This is a genomic window from Bacillus sp. B15-48 (assembly GCF_016879755.1).
In the GTDB taxonomy this organism is placed as follows: domain Bacteria; phylum Bacillota; class Bacilli; order Bacillales; family Cytobacillaceae; genus Mesobacillus_B.
Map to the genome: position 1 here is coordinate 1 of NZ_WOFU01000007.1, position 19,824 is coordinate 19,824.

Genomic DNA, 19,824 nt, shown 5'->3' on the forward strand with positions numbered 1-19,824 from the left:
TTAAAAGCAAGCTTTTAAAGATTCGCTCGACTTGCATGTATTAGGCACGCCGCCAGCGTTCGTCCTGAGCCAGGATCAAACTCTCCAATAAAGAGTAAGCTTTAGCTCATAAAATAAAACGTTGGCTCATGTTCTCTATATTAATAGAAGAAACATGATAAATATTGTTTGTTGACGCTTGTTTGTTTAGTTTTCAAAGAGCAATCATCACTGCCGTTTCAGCGACAGGATTACATTATATCACATCCAAATCGTTAAAGTCAACTGCTATTATTTTTAATTTCAAAGAAAATAATAACCAATAGTTTAATAGAGGATTTGAAGCGAACTTTTTAATTATAACACTGACAGTGTTTTTTGACAACAAGTTTTTTTACTCGTTTATAAGACTGACCTAAAAAGTTATTTTTTAAATCATTTCTCAACACGACAGATTCATATCTTATCATCTCAATGTTTAAATGTCAACATTTTATTTTAGTGAAACAACTACAAATAAAAATCTGCTTTTCACATTCTAATGAAGGAATTGAAACCGAGCATCCACTCTAATCCATTTATCAAGCGATTTAAAAATGATAGCATTTTAGCGTGAATACAATCCCCTTTTTCTGGAGTATCCAACAATAGCTTCAGCAAAAAAAATGCGTTAATCCATCTTGATTAACGCACCCATATTATAGAACTAATTTTTGTATACTATTTTTGCTGTATAATTCTTATCATAAATCCATTGTTAATTCTCTCTTTTTTCCTCCCAAAGCTGTATACGTTCTTCATGACTAACCTCTTTATGTACTTGATGCAGCATCCATATGTAACCAAAGGTATCCAGAAATATGGCGTTCGATACTCCGTAGTCTGATATCTCAGTCACTGGTTGCACCTCTGTACAACCTAAATCCATTGCCTTTGCATAGGTCTCCTTAATGTCTGGGACAGTAACATTAACCCAACTAGTTTTTGGGTCGTCAGGGGTTGGCGCGATCAAGTGAAATTCCGGGTTTTCATCCAACATATGAAAATGTACGCCGTAAAGGGTAAAGATTACTTCATTTTGACCATGAGGAAAGTTTGAAACCTCCACACGCTCGATATCAAATATATTTTCGTATAATTCCAATGCTTTTAAGCTATCTTTCACAACCATATCAATTTCTACTCCAACCATAATGAACACACTCCTTTCGCAATTTATTAAATTTTTTACCTCAGCATTATCCCCAGTTTATCAGTTAAAGTATACCAAATTCTTACTGTACTATTCTGCCTATTCTTTTATATATATTTAGTCACAAACTTATCTTCCTCTAATAATAACCTAACCAACACACGGTACATCTCTCGAGAAAATACGTACTTTATTTTTTATGCTATACTAATGATATATTACAATATTTTAAAGGAGACTAACTTAGAATCTTGCGTATAAAAAAAATGATTATCGTAATAATTCAATTATTATTTCTTTGGTTCTTAAATGAATTAGGGTATTTTTTAGTTAAAACTTTTCATTTACCCATTCCTGGAAACGTCATTGGAATGGTGTTGTTATTCGTACTGTTAATAACGGGGATTGTTAAGTTAAGTTGGATTGAGGAAGCCTCGTCGTTTTTAATAAAACACCTAGCCTTTTTCTTCATTCCGATTGCAGTTGGATTGATGAATTTCGGACCGTTATTTTTAGAAAGTGGGCTGTCATTACTCATTGTTGTCATTGGGAGTATCATAGTGGGAATGTATGTAACAGGGGTTGTTTCGCAAGGTTTGGCGAACAAGAAGGAAGGTGCAAAAAATGATCTTACTCGTCACATTTCTTAGTATTGGCATTACAGTTGGAGCCTATCTGCTTTCAAAAGTCGCATCGAAGCGATTTCCTTCTCCGTTAACAACACCAGTATTTTTTAGCACAACATTAATCATTCTCCTTCTACTATTACTAAATATCAACTATGATGACTACACAATCGCCAAGGAGATTATGACGTTTTTATTGGGGCCTGCAACCGTTGCTTTAGCTGTCCCATTATATAAGTATCGAGATACGCTCAAAAAGCATAGTATTCCTGCGTTACTTGGTATTGTTTTTGGAACCGTGTCAACAATGATTTCTGCAGTTGCCTTGGCAAAACTATTGAACCTACCTAATGAAGTGATCGCTTCTAGTAGTGTCAAGTCAGTTACGGTCCCAGTAGCTGTAGAGGTTTCCGCGATTATTGGTGGAGACCCTGCCTTAACAGCGGCATTCGTGGTCGCAACGGGGATTCTTGGTACCACGCTAGGCCCGTGGTTGATGAATGCAACAAACATTACCCACCCTCTTTCAAGGGGATTAAGTCTTGGAACAATTTCTCACGGTCAAGGGACTGCCCAAGCAGCAACTGAAGGTGAACTTCAAGGAGCCATCGCAGGGGTAGCAATGGGACTCGCGGCTATTTTCACGGCAATTATTGCACCGATTATGGTCCCATTCTTTTTATAAATGGTGACGACTCTGATGATCTTATCAAAGTGGCTACCACTATCGATTTTTTCTAGTTAGGGAAAAGAGTAAATTAAACATTCATACTAGTAACCCGCCGTGTTGTGGCGGGTTACTTCAAATTATTTTTTTCATTGACCTTCTTCAAGAATAAGCCTTTTGCTATGATTATCTTTCAAAAAATTGGGGCAATACGCTCCCGCCACGTCATTTTAAATAGGGATCTTTTGGGGACATCACAAAAAATTTTTTAAGGAATGTCTTTGGAATATTTAGCGTTTCACCGGACTTAAAAACATCCTCGTTCATATCTTCCTTTTTCTTTATGCTCAGTTATTATTCATTGTTGATTTTCTTGTAATATAGGCGGAGAATTTCCGCCTAATGTATAGAGTGGAGGCTTATGGAGCGGAAATAAGCGGAGATATTCCGGTTAACTGCTCTAAATAAGCCAAAATTCAAAGGTTTTGATCATATAGACGGAAATACTCCCCTTATTTTTAAGGAAATATCGGTATTTCCCAGTTTAGGCGGAATTTATCCGCTTATTTTTCAAACATAGTAAAATCAACATTCAATTATAACAGAGCCTTTCTTTAAAGTTGCTACTTCATTATTGATCCTCTCCATTTTACAATCCAACTCCGTTACAGAAAGGGCTGCATCCTTTAAATCTTTTTTAATCCTTTCCGGTATTTCCTTATCGTATTTATAGTAGATTTTATGTTCTAGACTTGCCCAAAAATCCATCGCAATTGTGCGAATTTGCAATTCCACAAACACCATTTCTACTCTGTCCGACATGAAAACAGGAATTTTAACGATGAGATGGAGACTTTGATAACCATTAGGCTTTGGATTTTCGATATAATCCTTTCGTTCAATGACCTCAACATCCTTTTGTTTTTCAATCATTTGACTTATCTTGTAAACATCTGTGATAAACGGGCAAACAATCCGAATCCCCGCTCCTAAAGGCGTACACACTAACTTTCGATCGGATGAAAACCTTCGATTCTCCATTGCAACCACTGAAACTTACGAGTATTACGGGGCAGAAACTGTCGGATTTCTTCCTCATTATAACCAACTTGAAGTTTCCTCGTATCTAAAATAATTGGGCTTCTTAGTAACCTAGGTTGCTCATGAAGAATTTCAAGTAATTCTAATAAAGACAGTTCATCAATGTCCAAATTCATCGTTCGATAAAGACTTGATCTCTTAGCAAGAATTTCATCCGTTCCATCAATCGTCAATTGTAAAATATCTTGAAGTTCACGAACGGTTAAAGGCTCTTTCTTAATATTCCGTTCCACGAAAGAAATTTCGTTGTCGATCATCCATTTTCTTGCTTTCTTTGTTGATTGGCATCCCATTCCATAAATCGTTACCGTCATTCACCTACACCTCTATCCTCTCTCATTTTCGCCGTTCGGTTGTTTGTAGATTCCCTGTTTAATCAATTTCATACTTAGTTTAAAGGACTCGATCGCCTCTTCATCCGTTAATCCCTTTACTGATTTTTCAATAAGGTTGTTAAAGGCTAAGGCAGAGACGATTTTGAAGATATGTAATAATTCTTTATCATCACTTATATTCAGGCATTGCCTATTAATTGATCCCTTAACCTTCTTAAATACTTGGCCATCTAGATAAGGATCCAACACACTCGTAAAGGAACTTTCTACTCGATTTGTTGTATACAGCAGGGCATTTTTTAAGAACCACTTTTCTTCCTCAACGGATAAGGTAATTAAAAAATAGTCGTGCATTTCCATTAAAGCTTCAATTAAATCCCCTTGATGTTTTTCTAATAAATCGATAAAGTTTCCTTTTATCATTTTTAATTTATTCTCCAATAAATAGAAATACAAATCATCTTTGTCTTCAAAATATTGATAAAAACTCCCTCTAGAGACCCCAGCCATTTTAATAATATTTGCGATGGAAGCTTCAAATAGAGGGACTCTGGAAAACTCAACCTCTGCTGCTTCAAGCAGTTTTTCCCTTTTCTTCTCTGACAAATTAAAAAACGTTTGCTTTGGCACAGCTTTTACCTCCAATCCAACAATGTGACACTCCGTCATATTATAATAAATTACATGGTGTCACTTGTCAATAATAAATATGACAGCTTGTCATATTCGGGTGATTAAAAAAGCAGAATAAGCAATAATTAATCTGATAATTCCCATAATATTAAATATTTACTTGTTTTTACTATAAAAATATCCTTTACAATGGAAGTACAGGAGGTTTCCTGTCCAAATCCAATAGTAAAGAGTATCCGTACGGACAACACAAATTCCATCTTTTAGTAAACGAGTTTTTACCCATCATTATTCAAAAATTTACTAAACAAATGGAAGACCAAAAACACGACTACTACATAAAGAAACTTACGACTGAGACTTTAATCAAGCTGTTACTCTTTGCCCAACTTCACCAAATTGAGAGTTTAGAAGAAATGAGCGATGCACTTTTAGATGGGGTCCTAAAAATTACTCAGATTTGAATCGATTAGTGCCTCTAAGGTATTACGAAAGAATAAAGCAGTGATTACGACAGCGAAAGAACATGATCGATCGAAATTAAATTAAGAATCTTGTGAATGGCAAAGAGGCCATGCATGTGTTTAATCGCGGTTATGTGGATGTGTTCGAATCTCTACCGATCACGATAGGCAATTAACCTTTTTTCAACTCGCTTACAGGGGCTCAAGCTGGAACATTATCGATTATGACATCAGGTTCCGAGACAATCGTTAAGTCTTTTAAGGCCTATTTTGACGCGGTTGGAACCAATACATTCTACTATGGTAAGGAACCAGGCAACAGCCGTAGCAAAATTAATTAACAATCTGATTCTCGGCATTAATATGAATGCTGTGGCTGAAGGACTTAAATTAGCGCAGAACTTTAACCTACCTCAAGAAGAGTTATTAAACTTATTACAAGTAAGTACAGGTGATAGTTGGGTCGTTAGAAATTGGACGGATGTTGTTTCTGCGTGGACGGCAGACACTGCCTTGGCTGTTCTGCTTAAAGACTTAATAGCAGCTTACAATCAAGGGGTAAAACATAATGTATCCTTACCATTCAATGCCCTATCATCCACACAATTATTTGACTCGATGGGACAAGAGAAACCAAAAGCGTAATTTTAAATAAAGTCACACTTATAGAAAAGCGTTCTGTGTTACACAGAACGCTTTCCTTATTGGTTAACGTGATTATTAACCGAACTGATTTAACCATGCATCGTCAATCCACCGCTAACGCTTATCACTTGTCCTGTAATGTAGCTAGCTAAATCTGATGCAAAAAACACTGCGGACCCTGCAACATCTTCAGGTTCGCCGACTCGTTTCAACGGAATGGTTCTTTGTAAAGATTCTTTTAGTTTTTCCGGTAGTCCATCATATAGAGGGGTATTCGTTGGACCTGGGCAAATACAATTCACATTAATGTTATATCTGGCTACTTCACGAGCCAGGGATTTTGTGAACGAAATCACGGCCCCTTTTGTCCCCGCATATACGGTTTCACCGCTGCTTCCGCCTCGGCCAGCATCACTTGAAATATTAATGATTTTTCCGCTATTATTCTCAATCATCCCGTCTAGGACTGCACGGGAGCAATAGATCACGGATTTATAGTTAGTATCGATCGCTTTATCCCAAAAATCAGGTGTATTTTTCACAAAAGGTGCGACTATGTCCCAACCGACATTATTGACTAATATATCAATCTGCCCTAAGGCCTCTTGGGATTGATTCACCATGTCTTTCACAGCATCAAAATCTGTCACATCAGTAGGTACCGTAACACATTTTCGGCCAAGCTTTTCGATTTCCGCCTGGGTTTCTTTTAATGTCTCTAGTCGTCTGCCAACAACACAAACATTTGCACCATAAGAAGCCCCCATTATCGCAATGGCTTTTCCAATTCCTTGACCTCCCCCGGTCACAATCATGTTTTTCCCATCTAATCTCATCTACATTTCCTCACTTTACCTTTATTTAATCTCCTCAATTTCTTTCTATATCCTATTTCAGCCTGATTTTAATAAAACAACAATGATGTTTATCACTTGGAGGGTTAGTATAATATCAAATAAAGCTTGTCAGAAATGGAAAAATAGATATGAAAAACTTTCACGAATTAAATTGCACTAGAAGACAAACCCACCTTGCCTCTTAAAAAAATTAAAAAGGCAAGGTGGGCTTTTTTAGTTGGTTGATTATTTGAGCCTTCAGCGGAAACCTCTAACAGAGAGAGTTACTGATATACTTTACCCCCAGATTCTCTAAACTCTTCGGCTTTTTCTTTCATTCCTTTTTCTATAGCTTCTTTCGGATCAAGATTGTTTCCTTTTGCGTAATTACGAATATCTTGAGAGATTCTCATGCTACAAAATTTCGGTCCACACATTGAACAGAAATGTGCTGTTTTGGCACCTTCTGCAGGTAGTGTTTCATCATGATATTCCAAAGCTCGTTCAGGATCCAAAGACAAGTTAAACTGATCTCTCCAACGGAATTCAAAACGAGCTTTTGATAGGGCATCATCCCTTTTGTGTGCTCCTGGATGACCTTTTGCTAAATCAGCAGCATGTGCAGCTATTTTATAAGTGATAACACCTTCACGTACATCATCTCGGTTTGGTAAACCTAAATGTTCTTTTGGTGTTACATAACAAAGCATAGCCGTTCCATACCAGCCAATCATCGCTGCACCAATCGCAGATGTAATATGATCATAACCAGGAGCTATGTCAGTTGTAAGGGGACCTAGAGTATAGAAAGGAGCTTCCTTACAAACCTCCAGTTGTTTATCCATGTTTTCTTTTATAAGGTGCATCGGTACGTGTCCCGGTCCTTCAACCATAACCTGTACATCATGCTCCCAAGCAATTTTTGTTAGTTCTCCAAGAGTTTCTAATTCTGCAAATTGCGCTTCATCATTGGCATCAGCAATGGAACCAGGACGTAAGCCATCTCCCAAAGAGAATGCAACATCATAAGTTTTCATGATTTCACAGATTTCTTCAAAATGAGTATACAAAAAGCTTTCTTTGTGGTGGTGAAGACACCATTGTGCCATAATTGACCCACCTCGGGATACAATACCTGTTAAACGTTTTGCTGTTAACGGAACATATCGCAAAAGAACACCCGCATGAATGGTGAAGTAATCCACACCTTGTTCGGCTTGTTCAATCAAGGTATCACGGTAAACTTCCCATGTGAGGTCTTCAGCAACACCATTTACTTTTTCTAGTGCTTGATAAATAGGTACGGTACCGACAGGAACAGCCGAATTTCTAATAATCCATTCCCGAGTTGTATGAATATTTTTACCTGTTGATAGGTCCATAATATTATCAGCACCCCAACGTGTTGCCCATGTCATTTTTTCAACCTCTTCTTCAATAGAAGAAGAAACAGCTGAGTTTCCAATATTCGCATTAATTTTTACATGAAAATTACGTCCTATTATCATAGGCTCTGACTCTGGATGGTTGATATTAGAAGGAATAATCGCTCGCCCTCTTGCAACTTCATCACGGACAAATTCAGGTTTCATATTTTCCCTTAATGCGATAAATTCCATCTCAGGAGTGATGATGCCCTCCCTTGCATAATGAAGCTGTGTGACATTTCTCCTTTTTTTTGCACGTAATGGTTTACGCTTTAAACCAGGGAACACGTTATGATTGGCACGAGGATCATTCTCATCCTTATATCCATTGTCTTCAGCCTTAATTTCTCTCCCTTCATATTCCTCCACATCCCCTCGTTCATGAATCCATGTGCTTCGAAGAGCAGGAAGACCTTTCGTAATATCAACAGAATAATTAGCGTCCGTATAAGGTCCGCTTGTATCGTAGACGCGAACTGGTGGATTTTCTTCTTCACCAAAGGTGCCTGTTGTCGGACTAAGTTCAATTTCACGCATCGGCACCTTAATATCAGGCCTTGAGCCTTCAATATAAACTTTTTTACTACCTGAAAAACTAGACATGATGGAAATACTTTGTTCGTTTAATGAAGCGGATGACATAGAGTAAATCTCTCCCTTGTTTTTTTAATTAAAGGACGAGATCTAGAACAAAACAAGTGGATAAAACATGAAGTACATAAAAAAAGCCGAATTCCATAAGGATGGACCGGCTTTGTATGCAGAAGTTTACTTAATAAAGATGATTATTCTAACTTCCCCACGCTAGTATGATCTAGATCGGGTCCAAAGGGTCAAGAAACTTCAGCGCGTTTCCCTCTCAGCCCAACTTATTGGACTCCCCTAGTTATTGCTATTCAATTTGATTTTAGTATACAAGAGTTTTTAATTAAATAAAAGGAAATCTTTTGTGAAAATACAAAAAAATATGAATATTAGATTAGAACCATTGATAATCAGCTTGTATAATTCCTTTTTCAATATCTCCGTGAAAACTTAATATAAATATTTCGTTAAAGTTTGCTTGGAAATTTACTAAACTAGAAAAAAACGAGTATAAAGCCCTTTAAAGTATTTTTTATTTAAAAACTGACAAAAACCAGGAAGAGCAATACTCCATAATAATTTTTCGTAGGGATTCATGGTGTTAATTCTTTATTAATTAATCACGGTCATCTGCTTTTGGAGGTTCTTCCATCCACCCATGTTTAATCATAATATTGGCCCCATCCTCAGCGTATAGTGAGACTTCTGGAATCAATGACAGATATTTTAATCCTAAATCTCTTCTTGGACTTGCTGCCATTGCCATTCCATAATTCCCAATCCCTGCAGCAATCATGGCTGAAACAGTATACATGATTAATTTATCTGAAAAAATATATGATGTTGTATCTAAAACAGCAGAATCCCAACTCGCAGGGACAGATAAGTCTTCCTTTATTAAAAAATCGCTAAATATATTTACATATTTTTGGGAAAGCTCTTTCCCTCTTAACAAAAATTGTTTTACTTCATCCTTTTGGGAAATTTGAGCAAATCCTGTGATTAATGCTTTTCCAATAGTATTTGTTTGAATACTTAAAAATAAATGAGAAATTTCCACTGAGGTAATTGATCTTTTTTCTCCAAAAAATCCAGCTAAAAAGTGTTGTTTATTTACAAAATCTACCCTTTCAGGAGTAGATATAGAAGGAGGCCTTACATATGTTCCTTGTTTTAACATTAAATCACGTGTCTTATCTTGTAATTCAACCCCTTTTTGATAGACACGCTTATGAAGATCAACTATATCCGGACGTGTTACCAATCCTAATGCCCCACTACTAGCTGTCATGGCAAACATAGACATTTGCCGTAAATACGCTAAGAAAAATGTATCGGTAAAAAGTTTGGGAGCTTTTATATTTACATCTTGTTCTGTAAATCCGATAGGTATTGGAAAATCATCTTTTTGAAAGAGTTCTTTCATAATAGAAACATTCTCTTTAGCTGTATCGAGTGTCCATTCAATAATAGGCCGCACTTCCTCATCTTCTACCGTTTCTAAGAAATAACTCATCGTGCAAACAGCTTGTGTATCATTTATGTATTGAGTCCATAAACCAGCCATTTCTGGAGCAGTTAATTGAATATTAGTTTTATTTTCCATTAAACGACCTCCTATTTAACTAATACATCATAGAGTAATATCTCCAAAATGAAAAAAATTATAAAGGGTCAAAATGTTCTCATCGCTATTGTTATCAGACAAGAGATTGGAGGGATATTGAGCAAAAGAATAAGACTGAACCCGTATTGGATCCAGCCCGAATTTTGATTAATGTTTATTGGAAAAACTAGTTGAGTAAAAATTAAATACAAATCTCCTACTCCTATCTTTATTATTCTTCCGATTCCACCTTCCCCATCCATTCAGTGTCCATATAAGCTGGCTCACTTTTCAAGCAATCAACTTCTTAGACTTTTCATGATAAACGCTTTATAATACCCATATAGGTATTAAAAAGGGGGATATTATGATGAAAAAAGTTCAGTCAGCCGAAAATCATACGGCAATAACACCATTACAGCATTTTATTTGGCTGCCATTAGGGATGATTATGATACTTGCTGTCATAACATACATCATTGCAGCTATCGTGCAGGACAATTTTTCTATTCTACACATTCTGCTGCTCGGTATGCTCATTCTAGCAATTATTCCAGGAATGCTGGCCCGAAAATACGCACTCATATTGCAGAACAGACTGATACGCACAGAAGAAAGATTACGTTACTATATGTTGGCAGGAAAGAATATAGATTCACGAATCACAATGGAACAGCTTATTGCACTCCGCTTTGCATCCGATGGAGAATATGTAGCGTTGGTAGAAAAAACACTGGAAGAAAATTTATCTAAAGATGAGATCAAAAAGGCAATCAAAAATTGGCGTGCGGATTACTATCGTGTGTAATAACAAAATCCACTTGAAAAGGAGATCCCGTGAAAACATCATATGATATGTATGTACAATCAGAAAAAGCACAACAGCGCTTATACAAGCGGACATTATTTATTGTTATTTTATCCCAGACATTTGGTGGTGCCGGTTTAGCTGCCGGAATCACAGTAGGAGCACTGCTTGCACAAGAAATGCTTGGAAGCACCTCTGTATCTGGACTGCCCACTGCATTATTTACCCTCGGTTCTGCATTAGCAGCATACCTTGTTGGACACTGTTCACAAAGATTTGGCCGGCGTTATGGACTTGCATTTGGATTCTTGGCTGGGGGTATCGGTGCAATTGGGGTTGTAGTAGCCGGTAATTTAAACAGTGTCATTCTTTTATTTATTTCCTTATTCATATACGGTGCTGGTACATCGACGAATCTGCAAGCTAGATATGCTGGAACAGATTTAGCCAAACCAAAGCAGCGTGGAAAAGCAGTTAGTATAGCAATGGTAGCAACCACACTTGGAGCTGTCGCGGGGCCTAATCTAGTGACTCCAACTGGACATGTTGCAGAAGCTCTAGGGATGCCAGCTTTGACCGGGCCATTTATATTGGCTGCGGCAGCTTACATTCTGGCAGGTCTTACCTTCCTGTTCTTCTTAAAACCAGATCCTTTCCTTGTAGCAAAAGCAATTGCATCCGCTACCGATAAAAAGGAAAAATCAGAAGAAAAAGAAGTTGGAAATATCTCTCGACCTGCCGTTCATCGATTAGGAATATTTTCCGGGGCAACGGTGCTTATTCTGACACATATGGTGATGATTGCGATTATGACGATGACACCTATTCATATGCAAAATCACGGTTCCGGATTAAGTATGATTGGTTTAATTATTGGATTGCATATTGCAGCGATGTTCTTACCTTCTCCTATAACAGGAGCACTAGTTGACCGTTTTGGACCTACCGCCATGGTTATTGCGTCAGGTGTGACATTATTTATTTCTGGTATTATGGCTGCATTTACACCAGGTGATGCCATTGTTCCATTAGCGATTGCACTAATTTTGCTCGGTCTGGGCTGGAATTTCGGATTAATTAGTGGAACAGCAATGATTATCGAATCTACATCTATTTCCAGTCGTGCAAAAACACAAGGATCTGTCGATGTTTGGGTGGCTTTATCTGGTTCAGCCGGTGGTTTATTATCCGGTATCATCGTTGCAGCTTCCAGTTATGCCGTTCTCGGTTATCTCGGCGGATATTTGGCATTGCTACTGGTTCCACTTATTTTTTGGATTCAATTTAAAGAACGAAAAACAAAACTGGTTTGAATAAATGGTCCGTTCTCTATTTGTCCATGTGATGGAAAAAAAGAACGGACCTTTTTACTTACCTAACAAAATTGTGTCAATCTTCTTAACTTTCCACTCATAAACCACCAAAGATATACGTCAAAATATCAAAGTTCCAAATTATAAGAAAAATCAACATTGACATTGGGACAACCCTTAAATATTGTACTTTTGACTTTGTCAATATAACAAGCAAAAATATTGCAAGAAATATATCAAACCCATATACCGAAAAGTAATGAAAGAATGAATAACCATCTTCCAATATCGAAAAGAGATAAAAGAAAGGATAGCCTTGTGCAAATAATAAACCAATGGGTAGCCCAGAACAAAATGCTGACAGCCAACCTTCACCTCTACTAAACCACACTATGTAACCCGCTAAAGGTGAAACAAGTGCAATAATTCCCCAACGCAAAAAATAGTATGTTGGGAAAAACCCGAACAACACTTGTGAATATATATAATAAGCTAACAACATTCCTATAAAAAACATCAACACTTTTAAACTCGCATATAAAGGACTTCTACTCCAAACTGCAATGATGGTCGCCAAAACTACCCATATACCCAAATTGGTTGTGATATCACTAATAAAACTGAAGAACATACCGATAACACCGTTTGATGAGACTGTATCACTAAATTTTGCTATTATTCCTGAGAGGACACCAAAAATCAAACAAGCACATAAGTGTATGCTAATTTGTTTTACAGTGAGTTTTGATTTATCCATCATTCTTAAACCCTCAAAAAAAGTTCTCGACATTATTACTCACCTCCCACCTATATGATTAAAACACAAAAATATAATAATGAAACGTTTTTCTACTGCTTGTACTTCAATAATAATAGGAACTGCCATTAGAACAGTTCCTAACTAAACGGCTCGATAACACAAGAAGGCACAAAACGTAATGAAACAATCGTTGCCTTGAACGGTATTTTTTTAATCTAAATGTTATAGGGGTATTAGTTAACTACAAATCCTCATTTTCCAAAATAAGCGGATAATATAAACCTCTCTTTCATCAAGCAACGTTTCCAAGGTAAGCAACACTACTTGAGAACGGCCAAACTTTGGAAGAGGTAGTAAGACATCTTCTTTACGTCGCAGCGCATTAACCATGAATACTTCGAATCCCTTTACATGATCCTCTTGCTTTTTCTTATCTACACCGTATGCTGTGTTGATAATAGCAAGGTCCCGTTCCTTCTTCACTGGTTTAACATATTTATAAAATCGGGAAAAAATGGTGATTGATTAAAAGTATGATTACAGCCAACCGTTTGTACTACGATTGACATTTTTACCATCTAGCGACAACGAATGTATCCAAATAGTGAATAAAAAATGCATATTTTTAGCTTATTGATAATTGGTGCTACTTGATCAGTTGTAATTGCTTGATAGCAATTCTCCTATTTCGTGCTTTGGCACTTATAAGGAAACGTTTCGCGCAGTATAGCACTTCACAATCTCTTCTATAGTTTTAAACTTAGATACTTAGTCGCTGCTTCACAATCTGGCCCAAAAATTGAAAATGAGCGCTTATCCTTGTACCAGGATAGCGCCCTTTAAATGAAGAACAATTATATTGAAAAGAGTGTTTTTATGCAGTCTTTCACCATATGTTTCCTTTTGTGGGTGTATTCGCTTTCGTAAGCTTCAGTGTCTGTATTGAAGTAACTACAACCTTGTTGAATTTCTCTGTTTTTTTCGTTCTGGATGTATACATATTTTTCTTCCGGTTCATCTTTAAAGATGACATGGGCGCGCGTTCTTTTTATACCTGCATCTTTCTTCATTGAATAGAATGCTTTTACTTCTAGCAAATCATCTGAATTATACCCAAGCTTAATAAGGTGTTTTTTTGTTGCTCTTTCCATTAATGAGGAGCTAATAGGGTTACCATAAAATGCATCATAAACGAAAAAAGGAATCCCTATAATAATTCCTACGATGAAGAATAAAAGAAATAAACGCTTAGTTTTTTTCAAAATTACCCTCCCTTTTTTCCAACGTTAAAAATAAGCACTCAACTACATTTTTCATTAATGAATCCATTGTAATTTAAATTTTAACATAAATATCCAATTTCATCTGAGGGTGTTATTCTATTGAATGGCCCTAAAATTGAAAATGAGCGCTTATCCTTGCTCAAGGATAGTTAGCAATAGGTAAGCGTTTGATGTTATCTCCGGCTTTTCCCCTGCTCCGCACGGAACGTGATAGTTTCCCATCATTCCGCGTTCCATCTAGCGATGGTTTTGTTAATTATAAGTTTCAAGTTACTCTTAAGATTTGGGTTATTTGATTCGTTCTAACTCACATTTCTCCCGATATTTATTGATTTTCTCTAGCATCGGTTGTGTGATTCCCAAACTCTTTATAAGTGTGTTTATCTTAGTTGTGTCAGTCATGTGGATTAACTTATGAACATCTTTATGGAGGATGCGTAAGTTATTGAACTTATCATTTCCACCTAGATGTACAGGAATATAGTGATGACAATGCACATCCTGTGCCTGAAGAAATACACCTGTGATTTCACAGTTTCCTTTTTTCATACTATATCGACTAATTCGGTTATCCATATATTCGACACTACGAGCCAAGATGGTCGATTCCATTAGTAAGGTTATTTCTTGCTTGATATTTTTATGTAGATTTTTGTAAATCTGCACTCGACCTTCTGCCGTGAATGGTGTTAGACTTTGAGTAAAACAAATAGTATTCTTCGTCTGAACATTCGCTAGTGGATAGAGATAAATACCAGCAATTTTAAATGTCTTACATCCCAAACTATAGAATTTCCTATAGGATGGGGGTGGATTCGTTGGATGTGCATACTTCCCGATAGACCTCAGACGGTTGTACATCATTGCACCAATATCGTAGGCAAGACGTGAGAACGCTAAGTTGACATGTGTCGCTCTATTACTATTCTCACCATATCAAGTTTTTCAGCCATGCGGCATATTCGTTGGCATACCTTCTCCAGAGGAATGGCTGTAGCCTTCGTTCTGCCGAATCTACCTGTGCTTCACACCCTATAAACCTGTCAGTCATAACGCATGCAGGAGTATTGACGGGATAGTTTAGAAAACATGGTTCCTTCTTTCCTATCCTCCGTTATAAAGTTAAAAATTTGCCATGCAAACTTTCCTGTATTTCACATAGTAAAACGCTTATAACAGAACTTGTCGCGCGCGCCCTTTTCTGAAAAATCTCAGTCTTAAAATTAATTAATTCTTCCTTCACTAATGAGCTGTTACCTTAACAAGATTACTAACAAAAAAGTTATTGACAGAAATTGTTTTTCGATTTACATTATCAATTATCAGTTCTATAAAATACCAATGCACCTTTTATTCGCTGAATCAAATTGAGCGGGGGAACCAATTTTGACAGAATAATTTCTGCCTTGGGGTGAATCTTATTTGATATAAGAAGGGATACTCTCAGTCCCTAATCCGACAGCTAACCTCGTAAGCGTTACCTTTTTTTGTCGAGAGAAAGGTCTAGGTTTCGCCTAAGACCATTCTATTTGTGATGGTCTTTTTTCGGTGCCGTAAAAAGGAGGAAAAAAATGAAAAAAAAATTTGCAGTAATTGGATTAGGTCGATTTGGCACCAATGTTTGTAAGGAGTTATTTAAGGTTAGTCATGAGGTATTAGCAATCCTTGGGATAAAAAGGAGAGAAGATGTTAATATTTCGCCATTACGTAGTGATATCATTCTTAAAGATGATGTATTAATAATAATTGGTCATAAAAATGAATTAAAACATTTGAAGATGAGTGGATGTAATACGTCATGTCAAAATTAATCCCCTCTCATATAATAAAAGGAAAAATTATTTACTTAAGTCCACCACAAATCCTGGCTTTAAGTTTTTTGACCTTTATTTTATTAGGAACAGCTTTATTAAAATTACCGATTGCTTCAACAACCTATATCAAATGGATTGATGCACTTTTTACTGCGACATCAGCCATTACAGTTACAGGTCTAGTTGTTGTAGATACGGGTACAGATTATACCGTGTTTGGACAAGTCGTTATTATGATTTTAATCCAACTAGGTGGTTTAGGTTTGATGACCTTTGCTGTATTAATTGTGATGATGCTTGGTAAAAAGATTGGTTTACAACAGCGAATTCTCATTCAAGAGGCTTTTAATCAAACCTCACTTGGTGGATTGGTTCGATTAGTTAAGATATTATTTACTTTTACGATTATATTAGAAACATTCGCTTTTGCCATCCTTTCATTTAGATGGGTACCCGAATTTGGGTGGAAAGAAGGGCTATATCAAAGCTTATTTCATACAATATCCGCCTTCAACAATGCTGGGTTTTCCTTATGGTCTGATAGTTTATCGGCTTACGTCGGTGATCCGGTTATTAACTTAGTGATTACGGGACTATTTATTACAGGTGGAATTGGTTTTACAGTCTTAGCTGATGTCTGGTATAAAAGAAGCTTTCAAAAGTTATCTATTCATTCTAAGTTGATGATTATAGGGACTATCATAACCAACGCTATTTCGCTAATCGTTATTTTTATATTGGAATATGCAAATCCTGCTACATTAGGAGCTATGCCGTTATCTGATAAGTTATGGGGAGCATATTTTCAAGCAGTTACCCCTAGGACAGCAGGTTTTAATACAATTGAGGTTGGTGATATGACAACAGCTTCCATCGTCCTCATCCTATTACTTATGTTTATCGGGGCGGGTAGTGCATCAACTGGAAGTGGAATTAAGTTGACAACCTTTATTGTTTTGCTTTTAGCAACGATTACTTTTTTAAAAGGAAAAAGCGAAACCATTGTGTTTAGACGAACAATCCCTTCTAGAACAATCATAAGGGTATTAGCAATTACTGTTGTCAGTAACCTATTTATTTTTCTAATATTATTCCTGCTCACAATAACCGAGGATGCACCATTTTTAATGATTGTATTTGAAGTAGTTTCAGCCTTTGGAACCGTTGGGTTATCTATGGGACTCACTGGGGAATTATCAACTTTTGGCAAACAATTCATTATTGTCATGATGTTTATTGGGCGTATTGGTCCGCTTACACTTGGGTTCATTCTTTCGAAACCGAAGAAAGCACTTGTCCGCTACCCAGATGATGAGGTGTATACTGGGTAAATTAGACACTCTGGCTAATTATTTTAAAAGCCAGCGCTTTATCGATAGATTTCGTCGTGCAGCATCAAATGAACAAAATCACGCTGTATGGTTTTTGTTTTTTTCAAAAGATCCAAAGAACCTTTGATGAAGTAGAGTACGCGGTCATGGAAACAGATGGACATATTTCAGTATTTGTGAAATGACAATAAAGTTATTTAATTTTAAAAGCTCAAACAAGTATAACCCCGTTCTAATTTAGGACGGGGTTAAAAATATAGTTGTTTAATTTTTGATTTAAGATACTTCACTATCCTAAAAAATATAACAATAAAGTCGTTAGAAAATCTGAGTTTTATTGAACAATCGCGCCCTATAATGGAATAACTAAGCTGCTTATATTAGCTAGTATAGTTCTATAAGGACAGTAAAAATTTAAATTTGAAGAGCCTTTTGCAATGATTTTTTCATTGCTTCTACAAAGTTCTGACGTGTCTCTTCAGATAATTCTAATAAGGAAAGATAGGGATTTAAATCTTCTAATTCGACTAATAAAAGCTCCCCTTGTTCGCTTCGACAGGCATCAACTCGTTGAATCCCCCAGTTAAGATTATTCCAGTCGATGAAACGTTTAGCAAAAGCTAAATCTTCTTCCGTAGGTACATACTCTTTCAATTCCCATCTTTTATCTTTATCCGGTGCATAAAGAGCATACTGAAATTCTTTGTCGATAAAATAAAATGAGACTTCATATTGAAAATTGATAAACGGTTGTACCAATGTATTTTTCGATTCTGAATTAACTTTTTCACTTAATTCATCTTTCGTAACAAATTCCATCCCGATAGAATCTGCTCCATCTTTAGGCTTTACGATATACGTGTTCACACTAGGAAGTTTATTTAGGGAATCAAGCGTATCAATCGTTGGAATAACAGGAAAATGAGCATTTGTTAGTTCTATTAAATATTCTTTTCCGTTCATATCAGCCTTCCCATCAAACGAATTATATGTGTTTAAATGTTTAGAAACAATTCGGTTGCGGAACGCTTCATATTTGTCTTTAAAATTTGCAACTGGACCTGCATTTCGGAAAACAATTAAATCAGCATGATCTTCAAATGCTTCGATATCTTCAGGATGACAGATGACCAAATTAAAGGCTTCTCTAAGTTTAGAAGTAAGAAATAAATCCTCTTCATAATAGTTTCTTCCTTTTGCTTCATAATATAAATCTGTTACAAATAGTAGTGTCTTCATTACGCCTTCACCTGCTTTTCTTAAATTTTTATTGTAAAAAAACATCCTAAAAAAACAAAAAATCCCGTCTCAGTAAGAGACGAGATTGAAACTCGCGGTACCACTCTTGTTTAATAAAATGTTTGAATAACACTTTATTACCCTTTACAAACGTACAATCATACGTTGTCCCTTGTAACGGTGGAAACCGATAAAGCTTACTAAACATTCGGCTTTACTTCTCAGAGATGATTTTCGGTTATTATCTGAACACTGGCTTTCAGCAACGCACCAGTTCTCTTTGGAACAGAAACAATAACGTACTCTTTCTCTTCATAGAATTTAAATACAACTAGATTAATTAGACATTATTATATATTAATCAGAAAATAAAACAAATGATTATTTAAGGAAGTTAATTGTATTTCTTTATACAATTATTTGCTTCTACACTTTAATTTAAATATCCAATTCCCTTTAAAAGTTTTGCTTCACAATCTGGCCCGATTCATTAAAAAGAACACATTTCTTGCTCTAGAAATGCGCCCGATTCTGGAATAAATCAATACCCTTATTTGTTTTATACAAATAACTGTATATACATATATTTTCCTTTCTTACAGTATTTATTGTTATTTAAGTAACGAATTATTTAGCTGAAGCAAAATTGTATTACTTTTTATCAATTGGGAAAATATATAACTGAAAAGCTTAAAGGAGGAAGAAAATGGAAGTCAATATGAGTGTTGAAGAAGTCGTGAATCAAATCACTGAATTAGTACAAAAAGAAGGGCAGCCACTTCGGAAGAAACAGGTAAAGAAGTCAAATCCAGAGTTAATGAAAAATGCACTGTATTATTTTCCAAGTTGGGAAGAAGCAATGGAAAAGAGCGTGGGATTGTAATCTTCAGCAATACATATTTTTTTCGCTAATAGTGTATAAAGGTAAGGCTCTTGTGCATCTTAATAATGTGCAAGAAAAACAGAACCACCCTCCTAGACACCTTTCAGCAGAGTGGTCCCTATATTTCTTCCACAAAAAGAAGGGATACCTTCTTCTATGGTTTGTTTTACTTGATTTCTTACAGTCATGTCCTTTATTGAGACAGCAAAAGGTTTTTACCTACTTTTTTATCTTTGAAGAAGTTGTAGGTGAAAACCTTTTTGCACTAATTAAATATTGAATATGTTAATTTATATC

20 protein-coding genes, 1 rRNA gene, 2 pseudogenes, 2 riboswitches and 1 other annotated feature are annotated in these 19,824 nt (G+C 36.1%); of the genes and pseudogenes, 10 read left to right on the forward strand and 13 right to left on the reverse strand.

Features of this window, described 5'->3' with window-relative positions:
- Positions 1-91, reverse strand: a 16S ribosomal RNA gene (locus GNT69_RS19160); the annotation flags it as partial.
- A 645-nt stretch (positions 92-736) separates the two neighbouring features.
- On the reverse strand, positions 737-1,171 hold the full coding sequence (locus GNT69_RS19165) for a VOC family protein (RefSeq protein ID WP_239094347.1): 435 nt from the start codon (positions 1,169-1,171) through the stop codon (positions 737-739).
- A gap of 251 nt (positions 1,172-1,422) precedes the next feature.
- Here GNT69_RS19165 and GNT69_RS19170 point away from each other — a divergent pair, with 251 nt between their 5' ends.
- Together GNT69_RS19170 and GNT69_RS19175 are read left to right on the forward strand one after the other, a co-directional pair.
- Positions 1,423-1,821 (forward strand): CidA/LrgA family protein, encoded by a 399-nt coding sequence (locus GNT69_RS19170; RefSeq protein ID WP_239094348.1) that lies wholly within the window; start codon positions 1,423-1,425, stop codon positions 1,819-1,821.
- Positions 1,796-2,482, forward strand: coding sequence for an LrgB family protein (locus GNT69_RS19175; protein ID WP_203556610.1), 687 nt, complete (start codon positions 1,796-1,798; stop codon positions 2,480-2,482). Before GNT69_RS19170 ends, GNT69_RS19175 begins: the two co-directional genes overlap by 26 nt.
- A gap of 591 nt (positions 2,483-3,073) precedes the next feature.
- On the opposite strand, the pseudogene GNT69_RS19180 reads toward GNT69_RS19175, so the two are convergent.
- The 3 genes and pseudogenes from GNT69_RS19180 to GNT69_RS19190 form a co-directional block, all read right to left on the reverse strand.
- A pseudogene (locus GNT69_RS19180) lies at positions 3,074-3,451 on the reverse strand (GTP pyrophosphokinase); the annotation flags it as partial.
- A 17-nt stretch (positions 3,452-3,468) separates the two neighbouring features.
- Positions 3,469-3,879, reverse strand: a complete 411-nt coding sequence (gene spx / locus GNT69_RS19185) for a transcriptional regulator Spx (RefSeq protein WP_203556612.1) — start codon at positions 3,877-3,879, stop codon at positions 3,469-3,471.
- A gap of 12 nt (positions 3,880-3,891) precedes the next feature.
- Positions 3,892-4,530: a TetR family transcriptional regulator gene (locus tag GNT69_RS19190; RefSeq protein ID WP_203556613.1), complete on the reverse strand. Its 639-nt coding sequence runs from the start codon at positions 4,528-4,530 to the stop codon at positions 3,892-3,894.
- 314 nt (positions 4,531-4,844) lie between these two features.
- On the opposite strand from GNT69_RS19190, the gene GNT69_RS26280 reads away from it, so the two are divergent.
- The 3 genes from GNT69_RS26280 (at position 4,845) to GNT69_RS19205 (ending at position 5,642) form a co-directional block, all read left to right on the forward strand.
- Positions 4,845-4,997 (forward strand): DUF4372 domain-containing protein, encoded by a 153-nt coding sequence (locus GNT69_RS26280; RefSeq protein WP_203556614.1) that lies wholly within the window; start codon positions 4,845-4,847, stop codon positions 4,995-4,997.
- 224 nt (positions 4,998-5,221) lie between these two features.
- Complete coding sequence (locus GNT69_RS26285; RefSeq protein ID WP_203556615.1) at positions 5,222-5,338, forward strand: hypothetical protein; 117 nt, start codon at positions 5,222-5,224, stop codon at positions 5,336-5,338.
- Entirely contained in the window at positions 5,298-5,642 is a 345-nt protein-coding gene (locus tag GNT69_RS19205; protein WP_203556616.1) for an NAD-binding protein, read from the forward strand. Before GNT69_RS26285 ends, GNT69_RS19205 begins: the two co-directional genes overlap by 41 nt.
- An 89-nt stretch (positions 5,643-5,731) precedes the next feature.
- Here GNT69_RS19205 and GNT69_RS19210 read toward each other — a convergent pair whose 3' ends face one another.
- The 3 genes from GNT69_RS19210 to GNT69_RS19220 form a co-directional block, all read right to left on the reverse strand.
- Positions 5,732-6,478, reverse strand: a complete 747-nt coding sequence (locus tag GNT69_RS19210) for an SDR family NAD(P)-dependent oxidoreductase (protein WP_203556617.1) — start codon at positions 6,476-6,478, stop codon at positions 5,732-5,734.
- A gap of 284 nt (positions 6,479-6,762) precedes the next feature.
- Complete coding sequence (gene thiC, locus GNT69_RS19215; RefSeq protein WP_203556618.1) at positions 6,763-8,547, reverse strand: phosphomethylpyrimidine synthase ThiC; 1,785 nt, start codon at positions 8,545-8,547, stop codon at positions 6,763-6,765.
- Positions 8,548-8,684: 137 nt separating this feature from the next.
- A riboswitch (TPP riboswitch) is annotated at positions 8,685-8,799 on the reverse strand.
- 307 nt (positions 8,800-9,106) lie between these two features.
- Positions 9,107-10,096 carry a DUF3231 family protein gene (locus GNT69_RS19220; RefSeq protein WP_203556619.1) on the reverse strand — a complete coding sequence of 330 codons (990 nt, stop codon included), beginning with the start codon at positions 10,094-10,096 and terminating at the stop codon, positions 9,107-9,109.
- 367 nt (positions 10,097-10,463) lie between these two features.
- Between GNT69_RS19220 and GNT69_RS19225 the strand changes: the two genes are divergently transcribed.
- Both GNT69_RS19225 and GNT69_RS19230 read left to right on the forward strand, forming a co-directional pair.
- On the forward strand, positions 10,464-10,904 hold the full coding sequence (locus tag GNT69_RS19225; protein WP_239094349.1) for a DUF6526 family protein: 441 nt from the start codon (positions 10,464-10,466) through the stop codon (positions 10,902-10,904).
- Between the two features lie 47 nt (positions 10,905-10,951).
- Positions 10,952-12,217 (forward strand): MFS transporter, encoded by a 1,266-nt coding sequence (locus tag GNT69_RS19230; RefSeq protein WP_203556794.1) that lies wholly within the window; start codon positions 10,952-10,954, stop codon positions 12,215-12,217.
- 97 nt (positions 12,218-12,314) lie between these two features.
- Here the strand turns inward: GNT69_RS19230 and GNT69_RS19235 are convergent, their stop codons facing one another.
- The 4 genes from GNT69_RS19235 to GNT69_RS19250 all read right to left on the reverse strand — a co-directional run bounded on the left by GNT69_RS19235 (position 12,315) and on the right by GNT69_RS19250 (position 15,043).
- Positions 12,315-13,007 (reverse strand): DUF6518 family protein, encoded by a 693-nt coding sequence (locus tag GNT69_RS19235; RefSeq protein WP_203556620.1) that lies wholly within the window; start codon positions 13,005-13,007, stop codon positions 12,315-12,317.
- Between the two features lie 207 nt (positions 13,008-13,214).
- Positions 13,215-13,460 carry a hypothetical protein gene (locus tag GNT69_RS19240; protein WP_203556621.1) on the reverse strand — a complete coding sequence of 82 codons (246 nt, stop codon included), beginning with the start codon at positions 13,458-13,460 and terminating at the stop codon, positions 13,215-13,217.
- 371 nt (positions 13,461-13,831) lie between these two features.
- Entirely contained in the window at positions 13,832-14,239 is a 408-nt protein-coding gene (locus GNT69_RS19245; protein ID WP_203556622.1) for a DUF3139 domain-containing protein, read from the reverse strand.
- Positions 14,240-14,548: 309 nt separating this feature from the next.
- Complete coding sequence (locus GNT69_RS19250; RefSeq protein ID WP_203556623.1) at positions 14,549-15,043, reverse strand: HNH endonuclease signature motif containing protein; 495 nt, start codon at positions 15,041-15,043, stop codon at positions 14,549-14,551.
- A 562-nt stretch (positions 15,044-15,605) separates the two neighbouring features.
- Positions 15,606-15,752: riboswitch (cyclic di-AMP (ydaO/yuaA leader) on the forward strand.
- A gap of 79 nt (positions 15,753-15,831) precedes the next feature.
- Between GNT69_RS19250 and GNT69_RS19255 the strand changes: the two are divergent.
- Positions 15,832-15,924: pseudogene (locus GNT69_RS19255) on the forward strand (potassium transporter Trk); the annotation flags it as partial.
- 134 nt (positions 15,925-16,058) lie between these two features.
- A complete protein-coding gene (locus GNT69_RS19260) occupies positions 16,059-17,405 on the forward strand; it encodes a TrkH family potassium uptake protein (protein WP_203556624.1) in 1,347 nt (448 codons plus the stop codon).
- Positions 17,406-17,819: 414 nt separating this feature from the next.
- Here GNT69_RS19260 and GNT69_RS19265 read toward each other — a convergent pair whose 3' ends face one another.
- Positions 17,820-18,644: an ATP-grasp domain-containing protein gene (locus GNT69_RS19265; RefSeq protein ID WP_203556625.1), complete on the reverse strand. Its 825-nt coding sequence runs from the start codon at positions 18,642-18,644 to the stop codon at positions 17,820-17,822.
- Between the two features lie 72 nt (positions 18,645-18,716).
- Positions 18,717-18,969 (reverse strand) — a binding site (T-box leader).
- Between the two features lie 381 nt (positions 18,970-19,350).
- Between GNT69_RS19265 and GNT69_RS19270 the strand changes: the two genes are divergently transcribed.
- Positions 19,351-19,527, forward strand: a complete 177-nt coding sequence (locus tag GNT69_RS19270; protein ID WP_203556626.1) for a hypothetical protein — start codon at positions 19,351-19,353, stop codon at positions 19,525-19,527.
- The last annotated feature ends 297 nt before the right edge of the window (positions 19,528-19,824 follow it).

Excerpts from the sequence above, each read along its gene's own strand:
- GNT69_RS19235 (WP_203556620.1), bottom strand. The coding sequence starts at position 13,007 with ATGTCGAGAACTTTTTTTGAGGGTTTAAGAATGATGGATAAATCAAAA.
- GNT69_RS19260 (WP_203556624.1), top strand. The coding sequence starts at position 16,059 with ATGTCAAAATTAATCCCCTCTCATATAATAAAAGGAAAAATTATTTAC.
- GNT69_RS19265 (WP_203556625.1), bottom strand. The coding sequence starts at position 18,644 with ATGAAGACACTACTATTTGTAACAGATTTATATTATGAAGCAAAAGGA.
- GNT69_RS19165 (WP_239094347.1), bottom strand. The coding sequence starts at position 1,171 with ATGGTTGGAGTAGAAATTGATATGGTTGTGAAAGATAGCTTAAAAGCA.
- GNT69_RS26285 (WP_203556615.1), top strand. The coding sequence starts at position 5,222 with ATGACATCAGGTTCCGAGACAATCGTTAAGTCTTTTAAGGCCTATTTT.
- GNT69_RS19225 (WP_239094349.1), top strand. The coding sequence starts at position 10,464 with ATGATGAAAAAAGTTCAGTCAGCCGAAAATCATACGGCAATAACACCA.
- spx (WP_203556612.1), bottom strand. The coding sequence starts at position 3,879 with ATGACGGTAACGATTTATGGAATGGGATGCCAATCAACAAAGAAAGCA.
- GNT69_RS19220 (WP_203556619.1), bottom strand. The coding sequence starts at position 10,096 with ATGGAAAATAAAACTAATATTCAATTAACTGCTCCAGAAATGGCTGGT.
- GNT69_RS19230 (WP_203556794.1), top strand. The coding sequence starts at position 10,952 with ATGTATGTACAATCAGAAAAAGCACAACAGCGCTTATACAAGCGGACA.
- thiC (WP_203556618.1), bottom strand. The coding sequence starts at position 8,547 with ATGTCATCCGCTTCATTAAACGAACAAAGTATTTCCATCATGTCTAGT.
- GNT69_RS26280 (WP_203556614.1), top strand. The coding sequence starts at position 4,845 with ATGGAAGACCAAAAACACGACTACTACATAAAGAAACTTACGACTGAG.
- GNT69_RS19205 (WP_203556616.1), top strand. The coding sequence starts at position 5,298 with ATGGTAAGGAACCAGGCAACAGCCGTAGCAAAATTAATTAACAATCTG.
- GNT69_RS19210 (WP_203556617.1), bottom strand. The coding sequence starts at position 6,478 with ATGAGATTAGATGGGAAAAACATGATTGTGACCGGGGGAGGTCAAGGA.
- GNT69_RS19175 (WP_203556610.1), top strand. The coding sequence starts at position 1,796 with ATGATCTTACTCGTCACATTTCTTAGTATTGGCATTACAGTTGGAGCC.
- GNT69_RS19270 (WP_203556626.1), top strand. The coding sequence starts at position 19,351 with ATGGAAGTCAATATGAGTGTTGAAGAAGTCGTGAATCAAATCACTGAA.